Below are 18,794 nucleotides of genomic sequence, written 5' to 3'. Positions count from 1 at the left end.
TTCCTGCCCCTTCGTGCACCCCATCCTTCCCGTGAGCGCATCCACATAGCCGTACCGTCGCACCCCGTCTCCGCGTGACCCTTGAACCACGTTTTGGGTTCAACGAGGAGACGAAATGCCGAACTATCTTTCGCCCGGTGTGTATGTGAACGAGGTCGAGGCAGGGACTCGGCCCATCGAAGGCGTAGGCACCGCCGTTGCTGCGTTCGTCGGACTGGCATCGAAGGGCCCTGACAACCAGCCGACCCTGGTGTCCAACTGGACACAATTCTCCGAAACCTTCGGGGACTTCATCCCCGGCTCGTATCTCGCCCACGCCGTCTACGGCTATTTCCTCAACGGGGGAGGCAACTGCTACGTCGTGCGCATCGGGGCCGACGGAGCCCGGGAAGAGAAGCCGAAGCAGCAGGCGCCCAAAGCCGTGACGGCCGCCCCGACGGCCGAGCTGGGAGGCTACCGCCTGATCGCCAAGTCCAATGCGGCCAACCCGAAGCCTATCTCCGTGGAGATCGCCGATGCCGGCGGAGAGAACCCGTCAGAGGACCAGTTCAAGATTGTCGTCACGGTCGAGGGCAAGCCGCCTGAGGTCTGGGACAACGTCACCACCAAGCGCGGACCAAACAACGCGGCCACGAAGGTCAGCGCTGAATCAAAGATCGTCACCATTGAGGAAGTCGCCACCGGCGGCGCCTTGGTCAAGCCGGACAAGGGCACCATCCAGCTGGTCCAGCCCGAACCCGAACCCGAGCCACCCACCGCCGACGAACTGAACGCGGACGACTACGTCGGCGACGCCGCCGACCGCACGGGCTTCAGCGGCCTGGAGGCGGTGGACGAGGTGACCATGGTCGCCGTGCCGGACCTGATGGCTGCCTATGAACAGGGCTCGATTGATGCTGAAACGCTCAAAGCCGTCCAGCTCGCGGCGATCGCCCACTGTGAGCTGATGGGCGACCGCGTCGCGATTATCGACCCGCCGCCCAACCTGAACGCGCAGCAGATCAAGGACTGGCGGATGGACGGCGGAGGCTTCGACTCCAAGTTCGCGGCGCTCTACTGGCCCTGGGTCAAAGTCTTCGACCCCTCCACCGGAACGAACAGGTTCGTCCCGCCCTCCGGCCACATGGCAGGCGTCTGGGCCCGCAACGACGACACCCGCGGCGTGCACAAGGCCCCCGCAAACGAGGTGGTCCGGGGTGTCACCAGCCTGCAGACCCAAATCACCAAAACCGAGCAGGAACTGCTCAACCCCATCGGCGTCAACTGCATCCGCACCTTCCCCGGCCGCGGCATCCGCGTCTGGGGGGCACGCACCCTCTCCAGCGACGCCGAATGGCGCTACCTGAACGTCAGGCGGCTCTTCAACTACCTTGAAGAGTCCATCCTCCAGGGCACGCAGTGGGCCGTCTTCGAACCGAACGATCCCGCCCTCTGGGCCCGGATCCGGAGGACCATCAGCGCCTTCCTGACCAACGAATGGCGTAAGGGCGCCCTCTTCGGCGTCACCCCTGAGCAGGCGTTCTTTGTCAAATGCGACGCCGAAACCAACCCGGCGGAGGGGATCGATGCCGGCCAGGTGGTCTGCCAGATCGGCGTTGCTCCGGTGAAACCGGCCGAGTTCGTCATCTTCCAGCTGTCACAGTTCTCCGGCGGCACCAGCCTCGTGAGCGAATAACTTCCAGTTCAAAAGGAGCAAGACCATGGCCCTCGGCGATTTTGACAACTCATCAGCGAACGGATTCACGGTCACCATTGACGGGATCGAAGTGCCGAGGGTGATCGAGGTGAGCGGCCTCAAGACAGAGGTCGACAAGATCGAGCTGAAGCAGCAGACCAAAGACGGCAAATACGTCGTCCGCCAGCTGATCGGCCGGCCGAAGGCCGGGGAGCTGACCGTCACGCGCGGTTTGACGCAAAGCAAGACCATAACTGACTGGCTCAAGACAGTCATGGAAGGCGACGTGGCCGGTGCCCGCAAGACCGCCGCCGTCGCCCTGCTCGACTACAAAGGTGAAACGCTCAAGACGTACAACTTCGTTAACTGCTGGGTGAAGAGCGTAGAGCTAAACTCGCTCAAGGCAGGCGCCACGGAACAGGCCACCGAGAAGTTCGTCATCTGCTACGACGAATCGACCATCTCATGATGCAACGGACACACGGTGTGGCCGTTCTGCCGGACTTGGAGGCTGGCAGTCCCGGGCCGCCAAGAGCACCAGCCGGCCCGACCGACAGACAGCCGCTCCGCACCGAGTTCAACTTTGAGCTGCCCAGAGGCTACGTTGACCAGGACGGCACCGTCCACAAGACAGGCGTGATGCGCCTGGCCACTGCCAGGGACGAACTGCTGCCGCTCTACGATGCCCGGGTCCAGGAGAACGCGGCATACACAACAGTCGTCCTCCTCGGCAGGGTCATCACCTCACTCGGCACGCTGGGGGCCGTTACGTCCGCCGTCGTGGAGAGCATGTTCGCTTCCGACGTCGCCTTCCTCCAGGATTTCTATCGCAGGATCAATGCCGAGGGACACACACGGATCGCCGTCACTTGCCCCGAATGCTCCCACCGCTTCACCGCCGACCTCGCTGGTGGCCGCCTGGGGGAATCATGACGTACGCGCCGGACCGGATCTACGAGGAGGTGTCCTACGTGGCCTATCACTTCCACTGGCCCCTTGACGACATCCTTGATCTGGAACATGGTCAGCGGCTCCGCTATGTCCGGGAAATCGCGGGGATTAACACCCGGCTTTCGCAGGAGCGCTGAACCATGCGGTGGCCCTGGCAACGCGAGCGCTCCGAAGCCGGGCCCCGCACGTCCGTGTCCGGGGCGGAAGCACCACCGGCAGTACAGCCGCTTCCGGTACCGCCCGCTGGCTGGGCCTTCCTGCCACCGCTTCAGCGCACCATCGGCCCCATGGAACTGGCGCACGGCCCCGAGCGCTTTGCCGGCTCGCTTGCGGCCTGGACTAACCCATCCTTTACCGGGGCCATGAGCCATCTGGTCACGGCGGACGCGCCGCCGGGGGTGATAGACGTCGACGGCGGCGGCACGGCTACCGGTGAAGCATACAGTTCGGAGCCGCCGGAGATGACGCTGCTCGCTCCTCCTGCCCGCCCACGTTCGGCGGGCGGACTTACGACGGCGGTGCAGCGCACCACGGTGCCTGCGGACGCCCCAGCCGGAACTGCTCCGGCTGTGCCGGCGCGGGCCGACCTGGAGGTGTCCGACGCTGGGCCAGCGCCGGAGCCGGGGATCGACGACGGCGGGAAGCTGGCTGGGGAGCGGCCTGTCCCCGTTCAACCGGCGGCGGTACAGAGGGCTGCTGCCCCCACCAATGTCCCGCCTCCGCTGGGCGTCCAAAATCGGGGTGGCGGCAGCAAAGACCCCGAAGTTCCCCTGGCGGCTATGGAGACGGCCAATCCTGGCGGAGAACCGGCATCAGAAGACCGGATTGCTGACTGGGACGCACCCGCATCTCCGAACAGGGGCTGGGATATCGTGTCTCCGCTCCGGCCAAACTCCGCGGACAGCGCCTCCGACGGAAGTGCCACATACGTGTCGCTGCCGGTCGCGCCGGCCGTGCAGCGCGCCGCCGAGAACAGGGCCATTGAACGGACTCCAGCCCCGGCACCGTTACCGCATGTGTATCCGAGCCGGCTGGGACTCGGGCCACCGCTGTCGTTCTCGCAGCCTGAATCCTCAGACATTTCCACGCCTGACATGCATTCGCCCCCGGCCTCATTCGCGCAGGACGTCATCCTACCGGTGCAGCGAACGCCCGCTCCACCCGAGGCGGCCCCCGTGCAGCGGCGGCTGGACCAGGGGGACTCCGCCGCAGGTCCGGACGTGCGCCCAGCCGCTGAAGCAACGGCGACACACGATGCCGGTCAGTCAGATCCAGGAAAGTTGCCTCAGGGCGGGGCATCGGAATCGGGCGTCGAGGGCCTAGATGACGGTGTTGCTCCTGGCAGCGGCGCCGCCACGGAGGCGGATATGGTTGCCGCCAGCCCAGTCCGGGCTGGCGACGAAGTTTCCCGGCCCGGCGAGGAATCCGGGCCCGCCGAGGACGTCGGGATCGAGGCCACTGGGATTCTGCAAGCGTCGCGGCCGGCACCCCCGGGCTCGTCGGTGCAGTTGATCTCGGATGCCTTGCCTCTGCCCTCGCTGTCCCCGTCAGGAGAACCCCGTTTGGAAGCGCTTCCTTTGCAGCGCTCCCATGGGGACGGCGAGGCCGATCTTCCTGTCGTGACCCGTGTGGCGTCCCATGAACAGGCACAACACAGCAGCGAGGAGGGCGGCCCACGGGGTGACTCGGAGACAGCCGGCTCAACGGAACAGGAAGTTGCGGCCGGAATGCTGCAGCCGGACGACTCCTTCGGTGACACGCCCGACGGCTCGGGTCAGGCCCCAAGCCCGGTGGGAAGCGGGAGCATCTCTTCGTCTGCTCCCGACGAGGAGGCGCCTGCCCCTAGCCGCCGCGTCCTCGGCGAGGCGGAGACCCTCGGGCAGCCTGCCAACAGCAGCGGTAGGGACCCCGGAACCGGAATCCCCGTTCAAATGTTCGAGCACGGGCAGACGGAGTCAGCCGAGCCGCAGGCCAGGACATATCCACCGGGGCCGTTCGCCCCTCACGTCATTCCGCGAGCGCCGGCCGGAGCTACACAACCCCCTGGCGCCGGGGGCACGCCGACGCCTCCAGTGCCGTCGGCCGGAACGGTTCAGCGTGCCGGGCAGGCAAACGGGACAGCTTCCGCGGGGTCCGTCTTACGCGCTTCGCGGCCCATGCACAGTGGTTTAAGGCCCGCGGTCTGGCAGCGGATGACCGCAATTCCTGCGGCAGTTCAGCAGCCCGCGGCGCAAACCGTTCCGGTGGCCCCTGCGGGGCCTACCGTCCCGGGCCCTCTTCCGGACCACCGCGATGGTGCAGCGGGTGGCTCCACCACCAGCGCCATGGCGGAGGGTCTCATCAGTCAGCCGGAATCAAGGTTCGCTTCCCTCCACGACCCAGGCAATGGCCACCTGCCCATGTGGAGTGCTTCTGCTGACCTCGGGTACGTCGAAGTGCCGCCGTTGAGTGACCTGAGGGAAAAGCCAGGGCCAAGTACCGCCGTCGGAAGTGATACCCCGCGAACACAGCCTCTCGCATTGCAATCCCTTCAGAGTGCCACGGCCCTCACTGGAACTGTTCCGGCACCCGCAAGCCATTCACCCTCGCTTTACTCTTCCCCCGAACCCGACAGGGTCATTGGTACGCCCACCCGGGACTCGGTCGTTCTGACGCTCGCTACGCCGACGGCGGCACCGACGACTGGCGGGCAGGCATCGCACGGTCCCAACGGCAGTGTCCAGAGGCTCAGCCTGCCCGAGGAGCCGGAAGCTGCGGCTCCGGCTGCAACGGGACAAGTAACCGCGCCGGCTGTGCATTCTGCTCCACCTTCTCCTGCGGAGGCCAGCGGGCAAGCGCCTCCGGGAGGCACTGAGCTTCCGGAAAGCTCTGCGCTTTCGGAAGGCACAGCCACCAAGGCAAAGGAACCGTCGACGGCGGCAGCGCCCGGCCCGCTGGCAGCCGCAACCCCGGACCAATTGGAGGAGTTGGCAAAACGCCTGGCAGGGCCCCTGATCCGCCGGATCAAAGCCGAAATGCTGCTGGACCGCGAGCGCCGCGGCCTGCGCACTGATTCGAATTGAGGAAACCATGCTGGAGGACGTCGCCACAGCCGTCAGCGTCCGGTACACCGTCGCCCTGGACAACGCCGACCTGGGGACCTTTTCCACGTGCGAGGGCCTCGGCTGCGAAGTGGTGATGGAAACCAGGGAGGAGGGCGGCAACAACTCGTTCATCTGGCAGCTCCCCACCCGTCTCAAGTATCCGAACATCACCCTCACCCGGCCTTTGGGGAAGGACACGGAGAAGATCGCCAAATGGTTCGCAAGCATGGCGTCCGGATACACCCGCTGCACCGGCGTCATCCAGGCAATGACCGCCAACGGCACCAAGATTGCCGGGTGGGAACTCTACGACGTCGTTCCCGTCCGGTGGAAGGGTCCTTCCTTCAACCCCGACCAGCCGAAAGTCATCATGGAAACCCTTGAAATCGCCCACCACGGATTCGTCGCGAAGCTTGGCTAACGGAAGGAGCATGACGTGACCACAGTGGCAGTCCCGGCACCCGCCAAGGGATCCGCGGGGTCCAGCAGTCCAGCGGCCGCTGCCGCTGCCGGAGGCGCTGCCGGACGGGGCGGAGAAAAGGCACTCGAACTTTCGCATGCCTACCTGGAGCTGTTTGAACCGTCCATAGACGGGTCACTGGACAAACCCGGTCCGCGGTTCGGCCAGATTAATTTCCAGTTCAACCCCAAAGAACTGACCATGGGCAAGTCAGCCTCTTGGGCCCGCCAAACGGCCAAGGGCAACGGAAAGGCGGGCCCACCGCAATACAAGGGACCGATGCCCTCCAAGCTGTCACTGGAAATGTTCTTCGACGCCTCCGGGAAGCAGGACGACGCGGTGGTCCAGCGGGTCAAGGCACTGTTCGACTGCTGTGTACCCACCGAAGCTTCGCTGAAGCAGCACAAGGGTTCACCACCGTGGGTGATGTTCCGGTGGGGCGAACTCACCGGCTTCCACGCGTACATATCCAGCGTCCAGGTCAAATACACGCTCTTCACCGCTGCCGGACTGCCGGTCCGGGCCACCTGCACTGTCACCCTGGAGGAAATAGCCGGAAACCCGCCCAAGCAGAATCCGAGCTCCGGCGGCGTGGTGCCACGACGGGTCCACGTGCTGGTGGAGGGGGACACCCTGGCGGGTATTGCCTACCGTGAGTATGGTGACCCATCCCTGTGGCGGGCGGTGGCAGCCGCGAACGGGATCGACGATCCGATGCATCTCCGCCCCGGCAGCTCAGTGCTGCTGCCGGCCGTGGATGAGCTAACTTCCGGGACACCGGCGAACGGTGGCCGGATGCGGGAGGTGGTCCGTGGCTCATAGCGAGGAGTTCAGCAACGTGCTGCTGGTGGAGGTGGCCGGCAGGCCGCTTCCGCCAGAGATTGCCGCACGGCTTGTGGCCGGCTATGTGGATGACAGCAGCAACGTCCCGGACCTCTTCCTGCTCCGGTTCACCGACGAATTTTCCATCGTCCTGGAGAAGGCCGGCTTCAGTATAGGTGCACCCGTGAAGCTGTCGGTACAGCAGAGCGGCCCCGGTGGTCCCGTGCCACTGTTGGAGGGTGAAGTGACTGCGCTGGAGACCGAGATGGACCACGAAGGCCTCCACACGATCGTCCGGGGCCTGGACCATTCGCACCGGCTGTTCCGGGGGCGGCGAGTTGAAGCATACCTGCAGAGCACAGCCGCCGACATTGTTCGGCGGGTGGCCCAGCGCGCGGGAATTAAGGCCGGTACCATCACCGCGAAGGGCCCTGTCCTGCAGCACGTGGCACAGGACGGCATCAGCGACTGGGACTTCCTGCATCGGCTTGCCGTCGAATCCGGGGTGGTTCTGTCCGTGTCGGGCGGTGAACTGCACTTCAGGGCGTCGACGGACTCCGCCACGGCGCCGGCCGGGACCGGCGGCGCGAAGGAGGACGCCTTGGTCCTTGAGCGGGGCATGAACCTCGTGGCCCTGCGCGGCACAGTCACCTCCGCGGACCAGGTCCCGGATGTGGAGGTCCGTGGCTGGGATGTCGCCGCAAAGAAGGCGATCGTGGCCGTTGCGCAGGCGAAGACGCGCAGTGCCAAACTGCCGGAGGTGGACCCGGCCGCACTCGCCAGGAAGTTCGGAAGTCCCCGGTACGTTGCTCCTCCCACGGCCTTTGACCAGGCGGCACAATGCGACGCTGCCGCAGCGTCCCTCGCCGCGCGTCTCGGGGGCGCCTTTGCGGAACTCGAAGGCCTCGCCCGGGGCAACCCCAAGCTGCGGGCAGGGACGGCCGTGGTGCTCAAGGGCGCGGGCAAACCCTTCGACGGCCAGTACACGCTCAGCTCTTCGCGCCACGAGTTCAGTCCCGACACCGGCTACCTCACAACCTTCACCGTCAGCCACGAATCCGAGCGCTCCCTCTACGGGGTAGCAGCCGGCGGAAACAGCCGCGGTGCCGTGCCGGCAGTGGTCAATGCCGTCGTTACGGCTGCAAAGGACCCGGAAAACCAAGGCAGGGTCAAGGTGAAGTTCCCGGTGCTGTCCGACAACTACGAAAGCTGGTGGGCACGCACCGTCCAGGCTGGCGCGGGTGCCTCGCGCGGCGCCGTCGTCCTCCCTGAAGTGGGGGATGAGGTCCTGGTGGCCTTCGGCCACGGCAGCTTCCAGCAGCCGTTCGTGCTCGGCGGCCTGTACAACGGCCAGGACCAGCCAGACAAACCTTGGGCGGACCATGTGGGCTCGACCGACGGCGCCGTTACACGGCGCGCCTTCGTCTCGCGCACCGGAATGCTCGTGGAATTCCTCGAATCCCCCGACGGCGAAAAGGTCACGGTCAGCACCAGCGGCGGCAAACAGAAGATCTCACTCGTCCAGAAACCGGAGGCCGCCATCGAGATTTTGTCGGAAGGACCGGTCAACGTCACAGCTAAAAAGGACGTCGCCGTGACGACGTCGACGGGCCAGGTGACCATCAAGGGTAAGAAAGTGACGGTGGAAGCCCTCTCGGAACTTGAACTGAAGGGCGCGACGGTAAAGATCTCCGGCAGTGCGTCCGCCGAACTGAAAGCCCCGGGCGTAAAGGTGGCGGGGGATGCGACGGCGGAACTCTCGGGCGGGGCAACCACCACCGTCAAGGGCGGCCTGGTCCGCATCAACTGAGTCCGGCCCAAGGTTCGGACAACGACAGGAGGCAGCGAGGTGGGGCAGGAGTTCATAGGCGCCGGGTGGGCATTCCCGCTGCGCACGGACCGGACCGGCAGCATTGCCCTGGTCCGTGATCAGCGGGAAATCGAGGAGAGCATCCACCTCATCCTGGCAACGTCCCCGGGCGAACGGCCGATGCGGCCGGAGTTCGGCTGCTCTGTCCACGATCACGTCTTCGCGCCCGCGAACGCGGCAACGGCTGGGGACATTGCCTATGCGGTGCGGGTGGCCCTGGACCGCTGGGAGCCCCGGATCACCCTGGAAAATGTAGCCGTCAACTTCGACGGCGTGGATGCCGGCCTGCTCCTCATCGACGTGCAGTACACGATCAGGGGCACCAACGACCCCCGCAACCTGGTGTTTCCGTTCTATGTCATTCCGCGCAACGGCGAGGAGGCCGCTTCCTAATGCTCCCTTCACCCAACCTCGATGACCGCCGTTTCCAGGACCTCGTGGACGACGCGAAACGCCTGGTGGCCCATTATTGCCCTGAATGGACAGACCATAATGTCTCCGACCCCGGGGTAACCCTCATCGAAACCTTCGCCTTCATGGTGGACGAGCTGTTTTACCGGCTGAACCGGGTGCCCGACCGCCTGTACGTGGCCTTCCTCGAATTGCTCGGCGTCACACTCCATCCGCCCACCGCTGCCTCGGTCGAGCTCCTGATGAGGCTGTCGGCGCCGCAGCCCGATGCCGTCGTTATTCCCATGGGGACCGAGGCCTCCACCCGGCGCACCGAGGAAGAGGAAGCAATCGTGTTTGCCACGACCCGCGAGCTGACCGTGCCGCCGCGCCGGCTGGCGCATGTCCTGACGCAGGCGGACGGCGCTGCGGGCGTGCCCCGGACTGAGGCCCTGCATGGAGACGGCAGCTTCGCCTGTTTCGGCACACCGCCAGTGCCCGGGGACGCGCTGCTGCTGGGCTTGAACGATGCCGCACCCTCTTGCGCAGTTGTGCTGCGGTTTGAGTGCGAGGTCAGGGGCGTGGGCGTGAACCCGAACAACCCGCCGCTGGTCTGGGAGGCCTGGGATGGCGACGCATGGGTGTCGTGCGATCTGGACAGTGACGGGACAGGCGGCCTGAACCGTCCGGGCGACGTGGTGATTCATTTGCCGCACCGCCATGCGGCATCTGTTCAGGGAGGCACCCGGGCGGGATGGCTGAAGTGCCGTGTGGTGGAACCGCTGCAGGGCTATCCGTCCTACAGCGCTTCCCCTACCGTGCATTCCGCGGGCGCGTTTACAATCGGCGGCTCCGTTCCCGCCGTCCACGCCGAGGCAATCTACGACGAGGTGGTCGGGATGTCTGAAGGCGTGCCGGGGCAGTCCTTCGAACTGGGCCGGCATCCCGTGCTGCCTGGTGGTGACGATTTCGTTGTTGAGGTTGCCGCCGGCTCCGGCTGGGAGTCGTGGACCGAAGTCGACTCCTTCGCCGGATCGGATCCGGACGACCGCGTGGTGGTGCTCGACCGGACATCAGGCGTGGTGCATTTCCCGCCGGCGGTGCGGGAGCCGGACGGTTCCCTCCGCAGCTACGGGGCTGTGCCGCCTGCGGGCAGCCCGATTCGCGTTCCGCGCTACAGCACCGGGGGCGGTCCGCGGGGAAACGTTGCTGCCCGGGCGCTCTCCGTGCTGCGCTCTTCCATCCCCTTCGTCAACAGCGTGGAGAACCGCCGCGGCGCCCATGGCGGCGTCGCGGGGGAAACCATCGAGCAGGCGAAGCAACGCGGACCCCTTGCGCTGCGGACCCGGGACCGGGCCATCACCGCCGAGGACTACGAACAGCTTGCAAAGCGTGCCGCCCCGGACATCGCCCGGGTCCGGTGCATTCCGGCCGACACCGCCGAGGAGGCAGGAGGCGTACGGATCCTTGTGGTGCCTGCCGCGGTGCCGGACAAGGACCACCGGCTGACCTTCCGCGACCTCGTGCCTGACGCCGAGACATTGGCGGCGGTGGCCGCCTACTTGGACGAACGCCGGCCTGTCGGGGCACGGCTGATGGTCGAACCGCCGTTTTACCGCGGTGTGACCGTGGTGGCGCAGTTGACCGCCCGTCCCCGGGTCTCCACGGAGCGCTTGCGTGCGGACGCCCTACGCGCACTCTACAGCTACTTCGACCCGATCCGGGGAGGGCCCGACGGCGAAGGCTGGCCGTTCGGCCGGCCCGTCCACGCGGGCGAAGTGCATGCTGTCCTCCAGAGCCTTGCAGGCACGGAGATCGTCGACGAGGTCTACGTCTTTGCCGCCGATCCCCTGACAGGGAAGCGTGGAGAGCCGCAGCAGCGCATTGAAGTCAACCGCAACGCCCTGGTCTTTTCGTTTGACCACAGGGTGCGCGTTTCGGAAGGAACCTGAGTTGCGAGGCATGGTGCCCGGGCTGGGCAGCGCAGTGCCGCTGGCCACCCGTCTGCCGGCGGTACTGCAGGAAGACGCCTTCCTGCAGCGGTTCCTGCTGGCTTTCGACGATGCGCTCGCCCCGGTCTTCACCACGCTGGACGGGCTGGCATGCTATCTGGATCCACGACTGGCGCCCGAGGATTTCCTGGACTGGCTGGCCGACTGGGTGGGGGTCAGGGTCCATGATTCCTGGTCCACGGGCCAGCGGCGGGACGTCATCGCCCATGCAGCCGAAATCCATCGGCGCCGCGGAACGGTCCCGGGCCTGGCCGATGCCGTCCGGCTGGCCGTCGGCGGCGTCCGGGACGTCGTCATCGAGGACAGCGGCGGTGCAGCCTGGTCCCAGACGCCCGGCGCAAGCCTGCCGGGCCAGGCCGTAGCGAAGCTGCACGTAAAGGTGTATGCCGACTCCGCCAGGGACGTCAGCGTGTCTCGGCTGGAGCGCATCATCAGTTCTGTGAAGCCAGCCCACGTTCCCCACACCGCTGAAGTGCTTTCCCCCGACGACGACTAGGAGCGGGCAGTGTTGATCTGTGGCGAATGCAGTGCGCACAACGCTGACGGTGAGAGTTTTTGCGGCTCATGCGGAGCCTTTCTCAGCTGGCAGGCACAGGGGGAAGACAGCCGCAAGAAACTGTCCACCGCAGGGCCGCCCCGGAGCCCCCAGACTTCGCCGCAAACGGTAACGCTGCCGCAGATTCCTGTCCCTTCGGGTGGTGGGCAGAACGATCATTCACAGGAACCGGCAGGCGGTAGAAGGCGAGCCGCGGGCAGCGGCCCACCCGAGATGGGCGACGGCCGGACCGCCCAAGGACACGTCGCAAGCGGGCAGCGAACCGCCTTCGCCGGGGCCGGAACAACCGAGCCCGTGCCAACGATTGACGAGGAGCCTGCCCCCGTGCAGCCTGGCGAGCTGATTGGCAGTGCCCCACCTAAGCGTCGCAGGGTTGAAGGGACTTCCCCTGACGCTGGCCCGCTGGTCTGTGCCTCATGCGGTACAGGGAACAAGGCAGACAGAAATTTCTGCCGGCGGTGCGCTGCCAGCCTGCGGGCCCCGAAACCCGAGGCGGAGCCCGATCAAACGTTGTCGTGGTGGGCCCGGCTGTTTAGGCGGCCAAGCCAAAAGGCGCTGCCGGCAGGCACCCGCCCATTGTGGAAGTCCCGGCGATTCCCGGTCCGGTTCGTGGCGTTTCTGGCGGTACTCGGGCTGGCAGGCGGCGTGGCAAGCGCCAACAGGGATGCGATTGGAGGTGCACCTTTGCGGATCCTTGATGAAATCCTCAATGATCACAAGGACCCGGTCTTGGTGGCTTCGGGGAGAATGGACGGGCGGGAAGAACGACTCGCCGGGGACGGTCGCGTGGACACCTCTTGGGCGACGACGCTCAAGGACGCGGAGAACGCCAACTTTCTTGAGGCAAAGTTCTCAACGGACATTCGTTTGGTCTATGTGTTCATCACGGGATGGCCATCCAAATCCGTACTTCGACAAGGGGAGAAGCCGCCCTCGAAAGTCCTGATATCCGTGCATCACAAAGGTGCAAAGGACACGTCGTATCAAAATATTCTGCCCGAAATCGAACTGCCGAATGACGGGAAAAGGCATGGCTTTTATGTAGGCGCGGACCACGTCGAGTCTGTCCGGCTTACTGTCTTGGACCCGAAGAGGACCACCAGCACCAAAACGGTGACCATTACAGAAATACAGTTCACCGGGTGGTAGCGCACTTATCTGTCGGGCTGGCGCCGAAGGTCGGAAGAGACACCCAACGCATTCAGCATGCCCTGGTAACGGCGTTCAGCCCGCTCCGCTGCAGCCAAGTCACCGGAGGAACGGTACACGCTGATAAGGGTGCGCCAGGATTCGTCCCGCCACGGGTCGATTTCGACGCTCTGCGCGGCGGCGGCAGCGGCGTCGGTGGTCTTTCCGAAGTCGAGCTCAAGAATGGCCAGCATGGCAGCGGCCTCCGCTGCGCGCAGCCGGTACCTTTCGCGGGTGTCAGACACCCACTCTGCGGAGCCATCCTCCGGCAGGACCTCACCCGCGTACAAATCGACGGCGCGGTGGAGATACGTGGCCGCGCCCTCCAGGTCACCCGCCGACCTGGCCTGCGCGGCCTCGCGCACAGCCTGATCAAACTCAAGCAGATCGACTCTGGACCGTTCGTCCAGAACCAGCACGTAGGCCTCACCCCGACGGGCAAGAAGCTGACAATCTCCGGCCACCCCGGCAGGCTGCAGCGCGCGGCGAAGACTGGATACGCTGACCTGCAGGTTGTGCAATGCCGAAGCCGCATCCAAGTCCGCCCAGAGCGTCGCGGCGAGACGGTCGCGATGCACAGGGCGTCCGGCATGGATTGCGAGAATCCGGAGGACAGTGCGGGCTTGCGGCCTCACGCGCGACAGGTCGATGCCAACGCCGTCGGCGCGGAGGGAGAACTCCCCAAAACAGCGCACGTCCAACCGTGGCGGCACAGCAAACGCAGAAGCTGCTTCGGCAGCACGGGCAAGCAGTGAGGCTGGCTGCTGTGTGCGTGGGGCTGGAGTAGATCCGATCCCAGAACCCATGGCAACCCAGGTCCATGGTCGGCAAACTAAGCCCGCTGTCTTAGCCGTTTCGATCGCCGTCTCCATCAGATCTGCGAAGTGTTCCGGTTTGAGTTGGGCCAAGGCAGCGTATGCAACGGCCCGGGCACCGGGCACGTCTGCAGTACGGGCAAAGGCCTCCGCTGCCAACGCCTCCTCGATGGCGTTGGGTAGATCCTGTGCAGCAGCGACGAGGGCACGCGCCGACAGGGCCCACGCCTCCAGGGCGCTCGCTTCCAGCTTACGGAACTTGTCGGTGAGAGCATCAAAGGCGCCATAGTCAGGCCTGCCCGTACGAAGTCGTTCGAGAGCAGCCGCCGCCGCAATTAGCGCGCCGCCCCACAAATCCCCGTCCTGCTCACATTTTTCGATGGCCGATTGAACCGCCATCTGATAACCCGCGTTCCCGGACTGGGCGGCGAGGGCTCCCTGTGCAACGCGGGCGAGCCAGCTAAACCCTAGGCGCTCAGCCCGGCGCTGAACGGCATCGATCTCTTCAGACCGCGCGTCGAGGCCCGGCATGGAAGATTCCTGAGCGAAAACAGCCAGTGTCAGTTGAGCCCAGAGGGCCGCAGGCGTCTCGGCGTACAGTTGCTCGGCACAACGTCGCAGAAATGGGATGGCCCCGCGCTGGTCGCCGGCGATGAGCAGCGCTATTCCGCGGGCAAAAGTGTCCGCAGCACCGTTCCGCTTGCTCAGGGATCGTGCCGCCGACGCAGGGCGTCCGTGAACGGCCGCTCGAAGAAGGCCGACCGGTCCGCATGAAGTGCCGCGAAAGTCGCCTGACCATTCAGCTGCGGCCTTCCGAAGGTCTGCTGCCGCCTCATGCGGGACCTCTGCGGCCAAGGTTTGTGGAAGTTCCGAGGCGGTCGCGTACGCTGCCTCCGGGTAGCCGTCGTCCAAGAGTTGCCGTGCCTTGGCCAAAGCAAAGAGGGGGTCATTCCGGATCATTGACTCGGGAGCAGCAATTACCCACCCACATGTGCCAGGCCGGAAGGCTCGGTTGCTGGCACGTTCCATCATTGCCCGCACGTGGTCCCAGTCCCCGGATTCGGAAAGTATCTGCAGTGCGGCACCGTGGACGCCCTCCTGCTCAAGGAGGGTGGCTGTGCGGTGCCGGATATTCTCCGGCGCGACGGATTCGCTATCGCCTAGTGTCGAAACCAAGTATCGTCTTACTACTTCCGGCACCCTGAAGGCCGTTCCGCCGCCGTCGCTCGCGACAACCCCGAGCTTTTCCGCCTCGTGAAGAAGGTGGCCACTGTCGGACACGCCGAGCAGGGCATTGCACCGCGAGGGCGTCAGGTGTTCCAGCAAGCATGTATGCCGCAGCAGCCGTTCCAGCTCCGGTGGGACACCAGCAAAGTAGTGGTGCCTCAGATAGTCGTGCGCATACTGCGGGACGGGACCAAGCGACTCGGCGGCACGTCGACGTTCAACAGTGGAGCGGCTCTTGGTGGCCACATGGAAAAGCTGAAGCGCGGCCGCCCAGCCATCCGTTCTCTGCGTTAGGTTGCATACGCCAGCGGAGCTTAGGGGCTGCTTGTATGCGGTCCGGAAGAGCTGCTCCACTTCGGGCGCCCTGAAGCGCAGATCGTCCCAGTCCACTTTCACAAACGACGGGAGTTCGGACCGGGCAAGGTTGAGCGCTGGCTGGCGCCTGCTGCCTATCAGAAAGTGAATCTGGGGGCAGCCTAAGGAAAGAAGCTGCTCCAGTTCAGCCTCAGCACAACTGCCAGCAACCACGTGCCAATCGTCAACGACGAAACAGAGTGAAACGGTCAGCGCGTGGGCCATTGCCGCGAGTTCCGGAAAGGAACGTGCACGTTCCTTGTCCGCGGCTGTAGCCACGGCAGCGGCGAACCTTGCCAGCATCCGTCCGGGTTCCGCGTCAGGTGGCCGTGAGCGGTGCCAGGCGACCGATCCGAAATTCTGTGCAGCCCAGTGAGTTAGCAGTGTGGTTTTGCCCGTACCCGGCGGAGCGACGACCAGCCCAAGGCGGGCCTCTGCGGTCCCCTGCAGCGCATGGATGAGCCGTGGGCGCACCAGCCCGGACACGGGCGGTGCAGGGGTAAAGAGTCCCCGCGGCGTCATTGCCATGCTGTCCTGCTTCCACAGACGGTCACGCCCCCAGCGTGGACATCAGTGTAGGGCGTGGCCGACACGGGGAACCAGTATTACGGCCTTAATGAATTCGTGACCCCGTCCCTGCTCGGGTGGGCGCCCACTCCTGCCTCCCTACTCAAACCGGGACGGGTCGCCGGTGCCGCGCCGCACCACCTCGGCGGTGCCGCCGGAGAAGTCGACGACGGTGGTCGGCTCGGCACCCGTGTCGCCGGATTCGATGACCGCGTCCACCACGTGGTCCAGCCGCTCCTTGATTTCCCAGCCCTGGGTCAGCGGCTCCTCCTCGTCCGGCAGCAGCAGCGTGCTGGACAGCAGCGGCTCGCCGAGTTCTGCCAGCAGCGCCTGGACAAAGTTGTGCCGCGGGATGCGCACGCCCACCGTCTTCTTCTTGGGGTGCAGCAGCCGGCGCGGAACTTCCTTCGTGGCTGGCAGGATGAACGTGTAGCTGCCCGGCGTGACGGACTTGATGCTGCGGAACACGTCATTGCCGATGTTCACGAACTGCCCCAGCTGGGCGAAGTCCCTGCACACCAGCGTGAAGTGGTGCTTGTCGTCCAGCTGGCGGATGGAACGGATCCGGTCCAGCGCCTCCTTGTTCCCCAGCTGGGCGCCCAGGGCGTAGCAGGAGTCCGTGGGGTAGGCGATCAGCCCGCCCGATCGAAGGAGCTCCACGATCTGCGAGATCGCGCGGGGCTGGGGGTCCTCGGGGTGGACATCAAAGAATTTCGCCATGCGTTGAGCCTACGGCCCCGGGGGCCGTCCGCGCACCCACCACCAAGGGCAGGCAACCCGGGAAGCACTCACCCCACATGCACCCACGGGCGCTTGGTGACATCCGGCTCGGCCTCCCGCAGCACTTCCCGGGTGACCGGCGCGATTTCACCCTCCCCAAGGAACAGGAAGCGCAGCAGGTTCACCACCGGGTTCCCTTCGGTCCAGCGGAAATAGATGTGCGGCATGAGCCCGGTGACATCCCGGATGTGCAAGAGCACTGACGCGATGGTGTTCGGCACCACCGGCCCGTGCACCTCCAGCACGCGGTAGCCGTGCCGCACCACGCCATGGACCTGCAGCTCGGTTTCGAAGTCAGAGGAGTCGTCAACGATCACCTCGAGGAACAGCGCCTGGTAATGGACCGGCAGGTGGCTGACCTCGATGGCGGACGTCAGCTTGTCCCGGTAAGCCTCCGCGGTCATCCGCAGCGGCTCGTGCGCAATGATGCCGATGGGCCCGCTCTCATCCGCGGCAACGAACTCCAGGGCCGTCCGGTCAAGCCGGACGTGCGTCGCATGCAGTTCAAAGGACCGCCCGATCCTGGACAGCAGCGAAATGACGATGATGCCGGCGATGAAGAACGCGGCAATGCGGATGCCCTCGGGCCGCTCAATGACGTTCGCGACCGTCGTGTAGATGAACACCAGGGCGACCAGCCCGAAGCCGATGGTGCGTGCACGCTCCCGGCGGCGCCGGGCGGACAGCGCGACGGCGACCGCCGCCGAGGTCATCAGCACCAGCACGCCGGTGGCGTAGGCACCGCCCTGGGCGTCGACGTCGGCCTCGAAAAGAATGGTGACCAGGAAAGCAATGGAGCCAAACACCAAAACCAGCGGCCGGACAGCCTTGGCCCACTCCGGCGCCATCCCGTACCGCGGCAGGTACCTCGGCACCAGGTTCAGCAGGCCGGCCATCGCGGACGCGCCGGCGAACCAGAGGATCGCGATGGTGCTGAGGTCGTAGACGGTGCCGAACCCGTTCCCCAGGTACTGATGGGCAAGGTAGGCAAGGGCGCGGCCATTGGCCTGGCCGCCGGGTTCGAATTCGACGGCCGGAATGAGGATCACCGTGATAAAGCTGCTGGCGATGAGGAAGGCGCTCATGATCAGCGCGGCGGTGGTCAGCATCCGGCGGGTTCCCTCGATGCGGCCCGCCGGATTCTCCTCCGTGTCCGAATCCCGGCCCCGGACCTGCGGCATCACCGCCACGCCGGTTTCGAAGCCGGACAGGCCCAGCGCCAGCTTGGGGAACACCAGCAGCGCTATGGCGACGGCGAGTACCGGATTGCCGTGCGATGTCCCCAGGGCCTGCCACCAGTCACCGACGGCGGCCGGGTGGCCCAGGGTTTCGACGGCGGCTCTGGCCACCACTACGACGTTCAGTCCCAGATAAACAGCCACCAGGACGACGGCGATCCCGATCGCCTCCTTGAACCCCCGCAGGAACACGGCGGCGAGCAGGGCCAGGAGCACGAGGGTCACCGTCACCTCCTGCCCCTGCAGCCAGCCCGGGGCATACGGGTTCTGGATAAGGTGAGCCGTGGCATCGGCGGCAGAGAGGGTCATGGTGATCATGAAGTCCGTCGCCGCAAAGCCCAGCAGCACCAGGACAAACAACTTGCCGCCCCAGCGGGGGAGCAGGCGCTCCAGCATGGCGATGGAACCCTCGCCGTGGGAACTCTCGCCAGCCACGCGGCGGTATACCGGCAGTGCGCCGAACAGCGTGACGGCCACCAGGACAAGCGTGGCCAGCGGGGAAATGACGCCGGCCGCGAGGGCTGCGATGGCGGGCTGGTAGCCGAGCGTGGAGAAGTAGTCCACGCCGGTCAGGCACATGACCTGCCACCACGCATGCTTCCGCTCGTGCGCCGTGGTGTGGCCGCCGGGACCCTGGTGGGACCCCTTGCTGTCCTGAAGTCCCAGCAGCAGCCAGCTGGAAAGCCGCTGCCTCCGGGTGTGGCGCAGCTCGGATGGTTCCGCCGGCGGGCGGCTCATGGTGGTCATGGTGCCTTTCATCGGTGTTGGTGCCCCGTGACGTTTTGGCGGGGCAAAGCCGAACGTAG

The 18,794-nt window shown here is 65.8% G+C and carries 15 protein-coding genes; 11 read left to right on the top strand and 4 right to left on the bottom strand.

Features of this window, described 5'->3' with window-relative positions:
• Positions 1 to 115: 115 nt before the first annotated feature.
• The 4 genes from R5O87_RS02895 (at position 116) to R5O87_RS02880 (ending at position 2,763) form a co-directional block, all read left to right on the top strand.
• On the top strand, positions 116 to 1,675 hold the full coding sequence (locus R5O87_RS02895; protein ID WP_410555511.1) for a phage tail sheath family protein: 1,560 nt from the start codon (positions 116 to 118) through the stop codon (positions 1,673 to 1,675).
• Between the two features lie 25 nt (positions 1,676 to 1,700).
• Positions 1,701 to 2,144 carry a phage tail protein gene (locus tag R5O87_RS02890; protein WP_400481560.1) on the top strand — a complete coding sequence of 148 codons (444 nt, stop codon included), beginning with the start codon at positions 1,701 to 1,703 and terminating at the stop codon, positions 2,142 to 2,144.
• Positions 2,145 to 2,314: 170 nt separating this feature from the next.
• On the top strand, positions 2,315 to 2,608 hold the full coding sequence (locus R5O87_RS02885; RefSeq protein WP_410555510.1) for a hypothetical protein: 294 nt from the start codon (positions 2,315 to 2,317) through the stop codon (positions 2,606 to 2,608).
• The gene (locus R5O87_RS02880; protein ID WP_395403622.1) at positions 2,605 to 2,763 is read left to right on the top strand and encodes a DUF6760 family protein; all 159 of its coding nucleotides are present in this window, start codon (positions 2,605 to 2,607) and stop codon (positions 2,761 to 2,763) included. The genes R5O87_RS02885 and R5O87_RS02880 overlap by 4 nt, the downstream gene beginning before the upstream one ends.
• A 1,182-nt stretch (positions 2,764 to 3,945) precedes the next feature.
• Here the strand turns inward: R5O87_RS02880 and R5O87_RS02875 are convergent.
• Complete coding sequence (locus R5O87_RS02875) at positions 3,946 to 4,098, bottom strand: hypothetical protein (protein WP_410555509.1); 153 nt, start codon at positions 4,096 to 4,098, stop codon at positions 3,946 to 3,948.
• Positions 4,099 to 5,695: 1,597 nt separating this feature from the next.
• Between R5O87_RS02875 and R5O87_RS02870 the strand changes: the two genes are divergently transcribed.
• The 7 genes from R5O87_RS02870 to R5O87_RS02840 all read left to right on the top strand — a co-directional run bounded on the left by R5O87_RS02870 (position 5,696) and on the right by R5O87_RS02840 (position 12,968).
• Complete coding sequence (locus tag R5O87_RS02870; protein WP_400481564.1) at positions 5,696 to 6,130, top strand: phage tail protein; 435 nt, start codon at positions 5,696 to 5,698, stop codon at positions 6,128 to 6,130.
• A 15-nt stretch (positions 6,131 to 6,145) separates the two neighbouring features.
• On the top strand, positions 6,146 to 6,991 hold the full coding sequence (locus R5O87_RS02865) for a CIS tube protein (RefSeq protein ID WP_410555508.1): 846 nt from the start codon (positions 6,146 to 6,148) through the stop codon (positions 6,989 to 6,991).
• Positions 6,981 to 8,801 carry a VgrG-related protein gene (locus R5O87_RS02860; protein WP_410555507.1) on the top strand — a complete coding sequence of 607 codons (1,821 nt, stop codon included), beginning with the start codon at positions 6,981 to 6,983 and terminating at the stop codon, positions 8,799 to 8,801. Before R5O87_RS02865 ends, R5O87_RS02860 begins: the two co-directional genes overlap by 11 nt.
• A gap of 39 nt (positions 8,802 to 8,840) precedes the next feature.
• A complete protein-coding gene (locus R5O87_RS02855; protein ID WP_410555506.1) occupies positions 8,841 to 9,254 on the top strand; it encodes a GPW/gp25 family protein in 414 nt (137 codons plus the stop codon).
• A complete protein-coding gene (locus R5O87_RS02850) occupies positions 9,254 to 11,203 on the top strand; it encodes a putative baseplate assembly protein (RefSeq protein WP_410555505.1) in 1,950 nt (649 codons plus the stop codon). The genes R5O87_RS02855 and R5O87_RS02850 overlap by 1 nt, the downstream gene beginning before the upstream one ends.
• Before the next feature lie 10 nt (positions 11,204 to 11,213).
• On the top strand, positions 11,214 to 11,759 hold the full coding sequence (locus R5O87_RS02845) for a phage tail protein I (RefSeq protein ID WP_410555551.1): 546 nt from the start codon (positions 11,214 to 11,216) through the stop codon (positions 11,757 to 11,759).
• A 669-nt stretch (positions 11,760 to 12,428) separates the two neighbouring features.
• The gene (locus tag R5O87_RS02840) at positions 12,429 to 12,968 is read left to right on the top strand and encodes a hypothetical protein (protein WP_410555504.1); all 540 of its coding nucleotides are present in this window, start codon (positions 12,429 to 12,431) and stop codon (positions 12,966 to 12,968) included.
• Between the two features lie 5 nt (positions 12,969 to 12,973).
• On the opposite strand, the gene R5O87_RS02835 is transcribed toward R5O87_RS02840, so the two are convergent.
• From R5O87_RS02835 to R5O87_RS02825, 3 genes are all read right to left on the bottom strand, one after another.
• Positions 12,974 to 15,931 (bottom strand): BTAD domain-containing putative transcriptional regulator, encoded by a 2,958-nt coding sequence (locus R5O87_RS02835; protein ID WP_410555503.1) that lies wholly within the window; start codon positions 15,929 to 15,931, stop codon positions 12,974 to 12,976.
• Between the two features lie 138 nt (positions 15,932 to 16,069).
• Entirely contained in the window at positions 16,070 to 16,690 is a 621-nt protein-coding gene (locus R5O87_RS02830) for an L-threonylcarbamoyladenylate synthase (RefSeq protein ID WP_410555502.1), read from the bottom strand.
• Between the two features lie 68 nt (positions 16,691 to 16,758).
• Positions 16,759 to 18,735 (bottom strand): APC family permease, encoded by a 1,977-nt coding sequence (locus R5O87_RS02825; protein WP_410555501.1) that lies wholly within the window; start codon positions 18,733 to 18,735, stop codon positions 16,759 to 16,761.
• Positions 18,736 to 18,794: the final 59 nt, after the last annotated feature.

The sequence above is a fragment of the Arthrobacter globiformis genome, assembly GCF_046536215.2.
Classification (GTDB): Bacteria; Actinomycetota; Actinomycetes; order Actinomycetales; family Micrococcaceae; genus Arthrobacter; species Arthrobacter globiformis_E.
Note: the sequence above shows the minus strand (reverse complement) of the source record. Positions and strands in the feature narration are given on the sequence as shown.

What these genes read in the sequence shown, in the direction of transcription:
- R5O87_RS02835 (WP_410555503.1), bottom strand. Translation starts at nt 15,931, where the DNA reads ATGGCAATGACGCCGCGGGGACTCTTTACCCCTGCACCGCCCGTGTCC.
- R5O87_RS02830 (WP_410555502.1), bottom strand. Translation starts at nt 16,690, where the DNA reads ATGGCGAAATTCTTTGATGTCCACCCCGAGGACCCCCAGCCCCGCGCG.
- R5O87_RS02870 (WP_400481564.1), top strand. Translation starts at nt 5,696, where the DNA reads ATGCTGGAGGACGTCGCCACAGCCGTCAGCGTCCGGTACACCGTCGCC.
- R5O87_RS02890 (WP_400481560.1), top strand. Translation starts at nt 1,701, where the DNA reads ATGGCCCTCGGCGATTTTGACAACTCATCAGCGAACGGATTCACGGTC.
- R5O87_RS02880 (WP_395403622.1), top strand. Translation starts at nt 2,605, where the DNA reads ATGACGTACGCGCCGGACCGGATCTACGAGGAGGTGTCCTACGTGGCC.
- R5O87_RS02850 (WP_410555505.1), top strand. Translation starts at nt 9,254, where the DNA reads ATGCTCCCTTCACCCAACCTCGATGACCGCCGTTTCCAGGACCTCGTG.
- R5O87_RS02885 (WP_410555510.1), top strand. Translation starts at nt 2,315, where the DNA reads ATGCGCCTGGCCACTGCCAGGGACGAACTGCTGCCGCTCTACGATGCC.
- R5O87_RS02825 (WP_410555501.1), bottom strand. Translation starts at nt 18,735, where the DNA reads ATGACCACCATGAGCCGCCCGCCGGCGGAACCATCCGAGCTGCGCCAC.
- R5O87_RS02845 (WP_410555551.1), top strand. Translation starts at nt 11,214, where the DNA reads ATGGTGCCCGGGCTGGGCAGCGCAGTGCCGCTGGCCACCCGTCTGCCG.
- R5O87_RS02895 (WP_410555511.1), top strand. Translation starts at nt 116, where the DNA reads ATGCCGAACTATCTTTCGCCCGGTGTGTATGTGAACGAGGTCGAGGCA.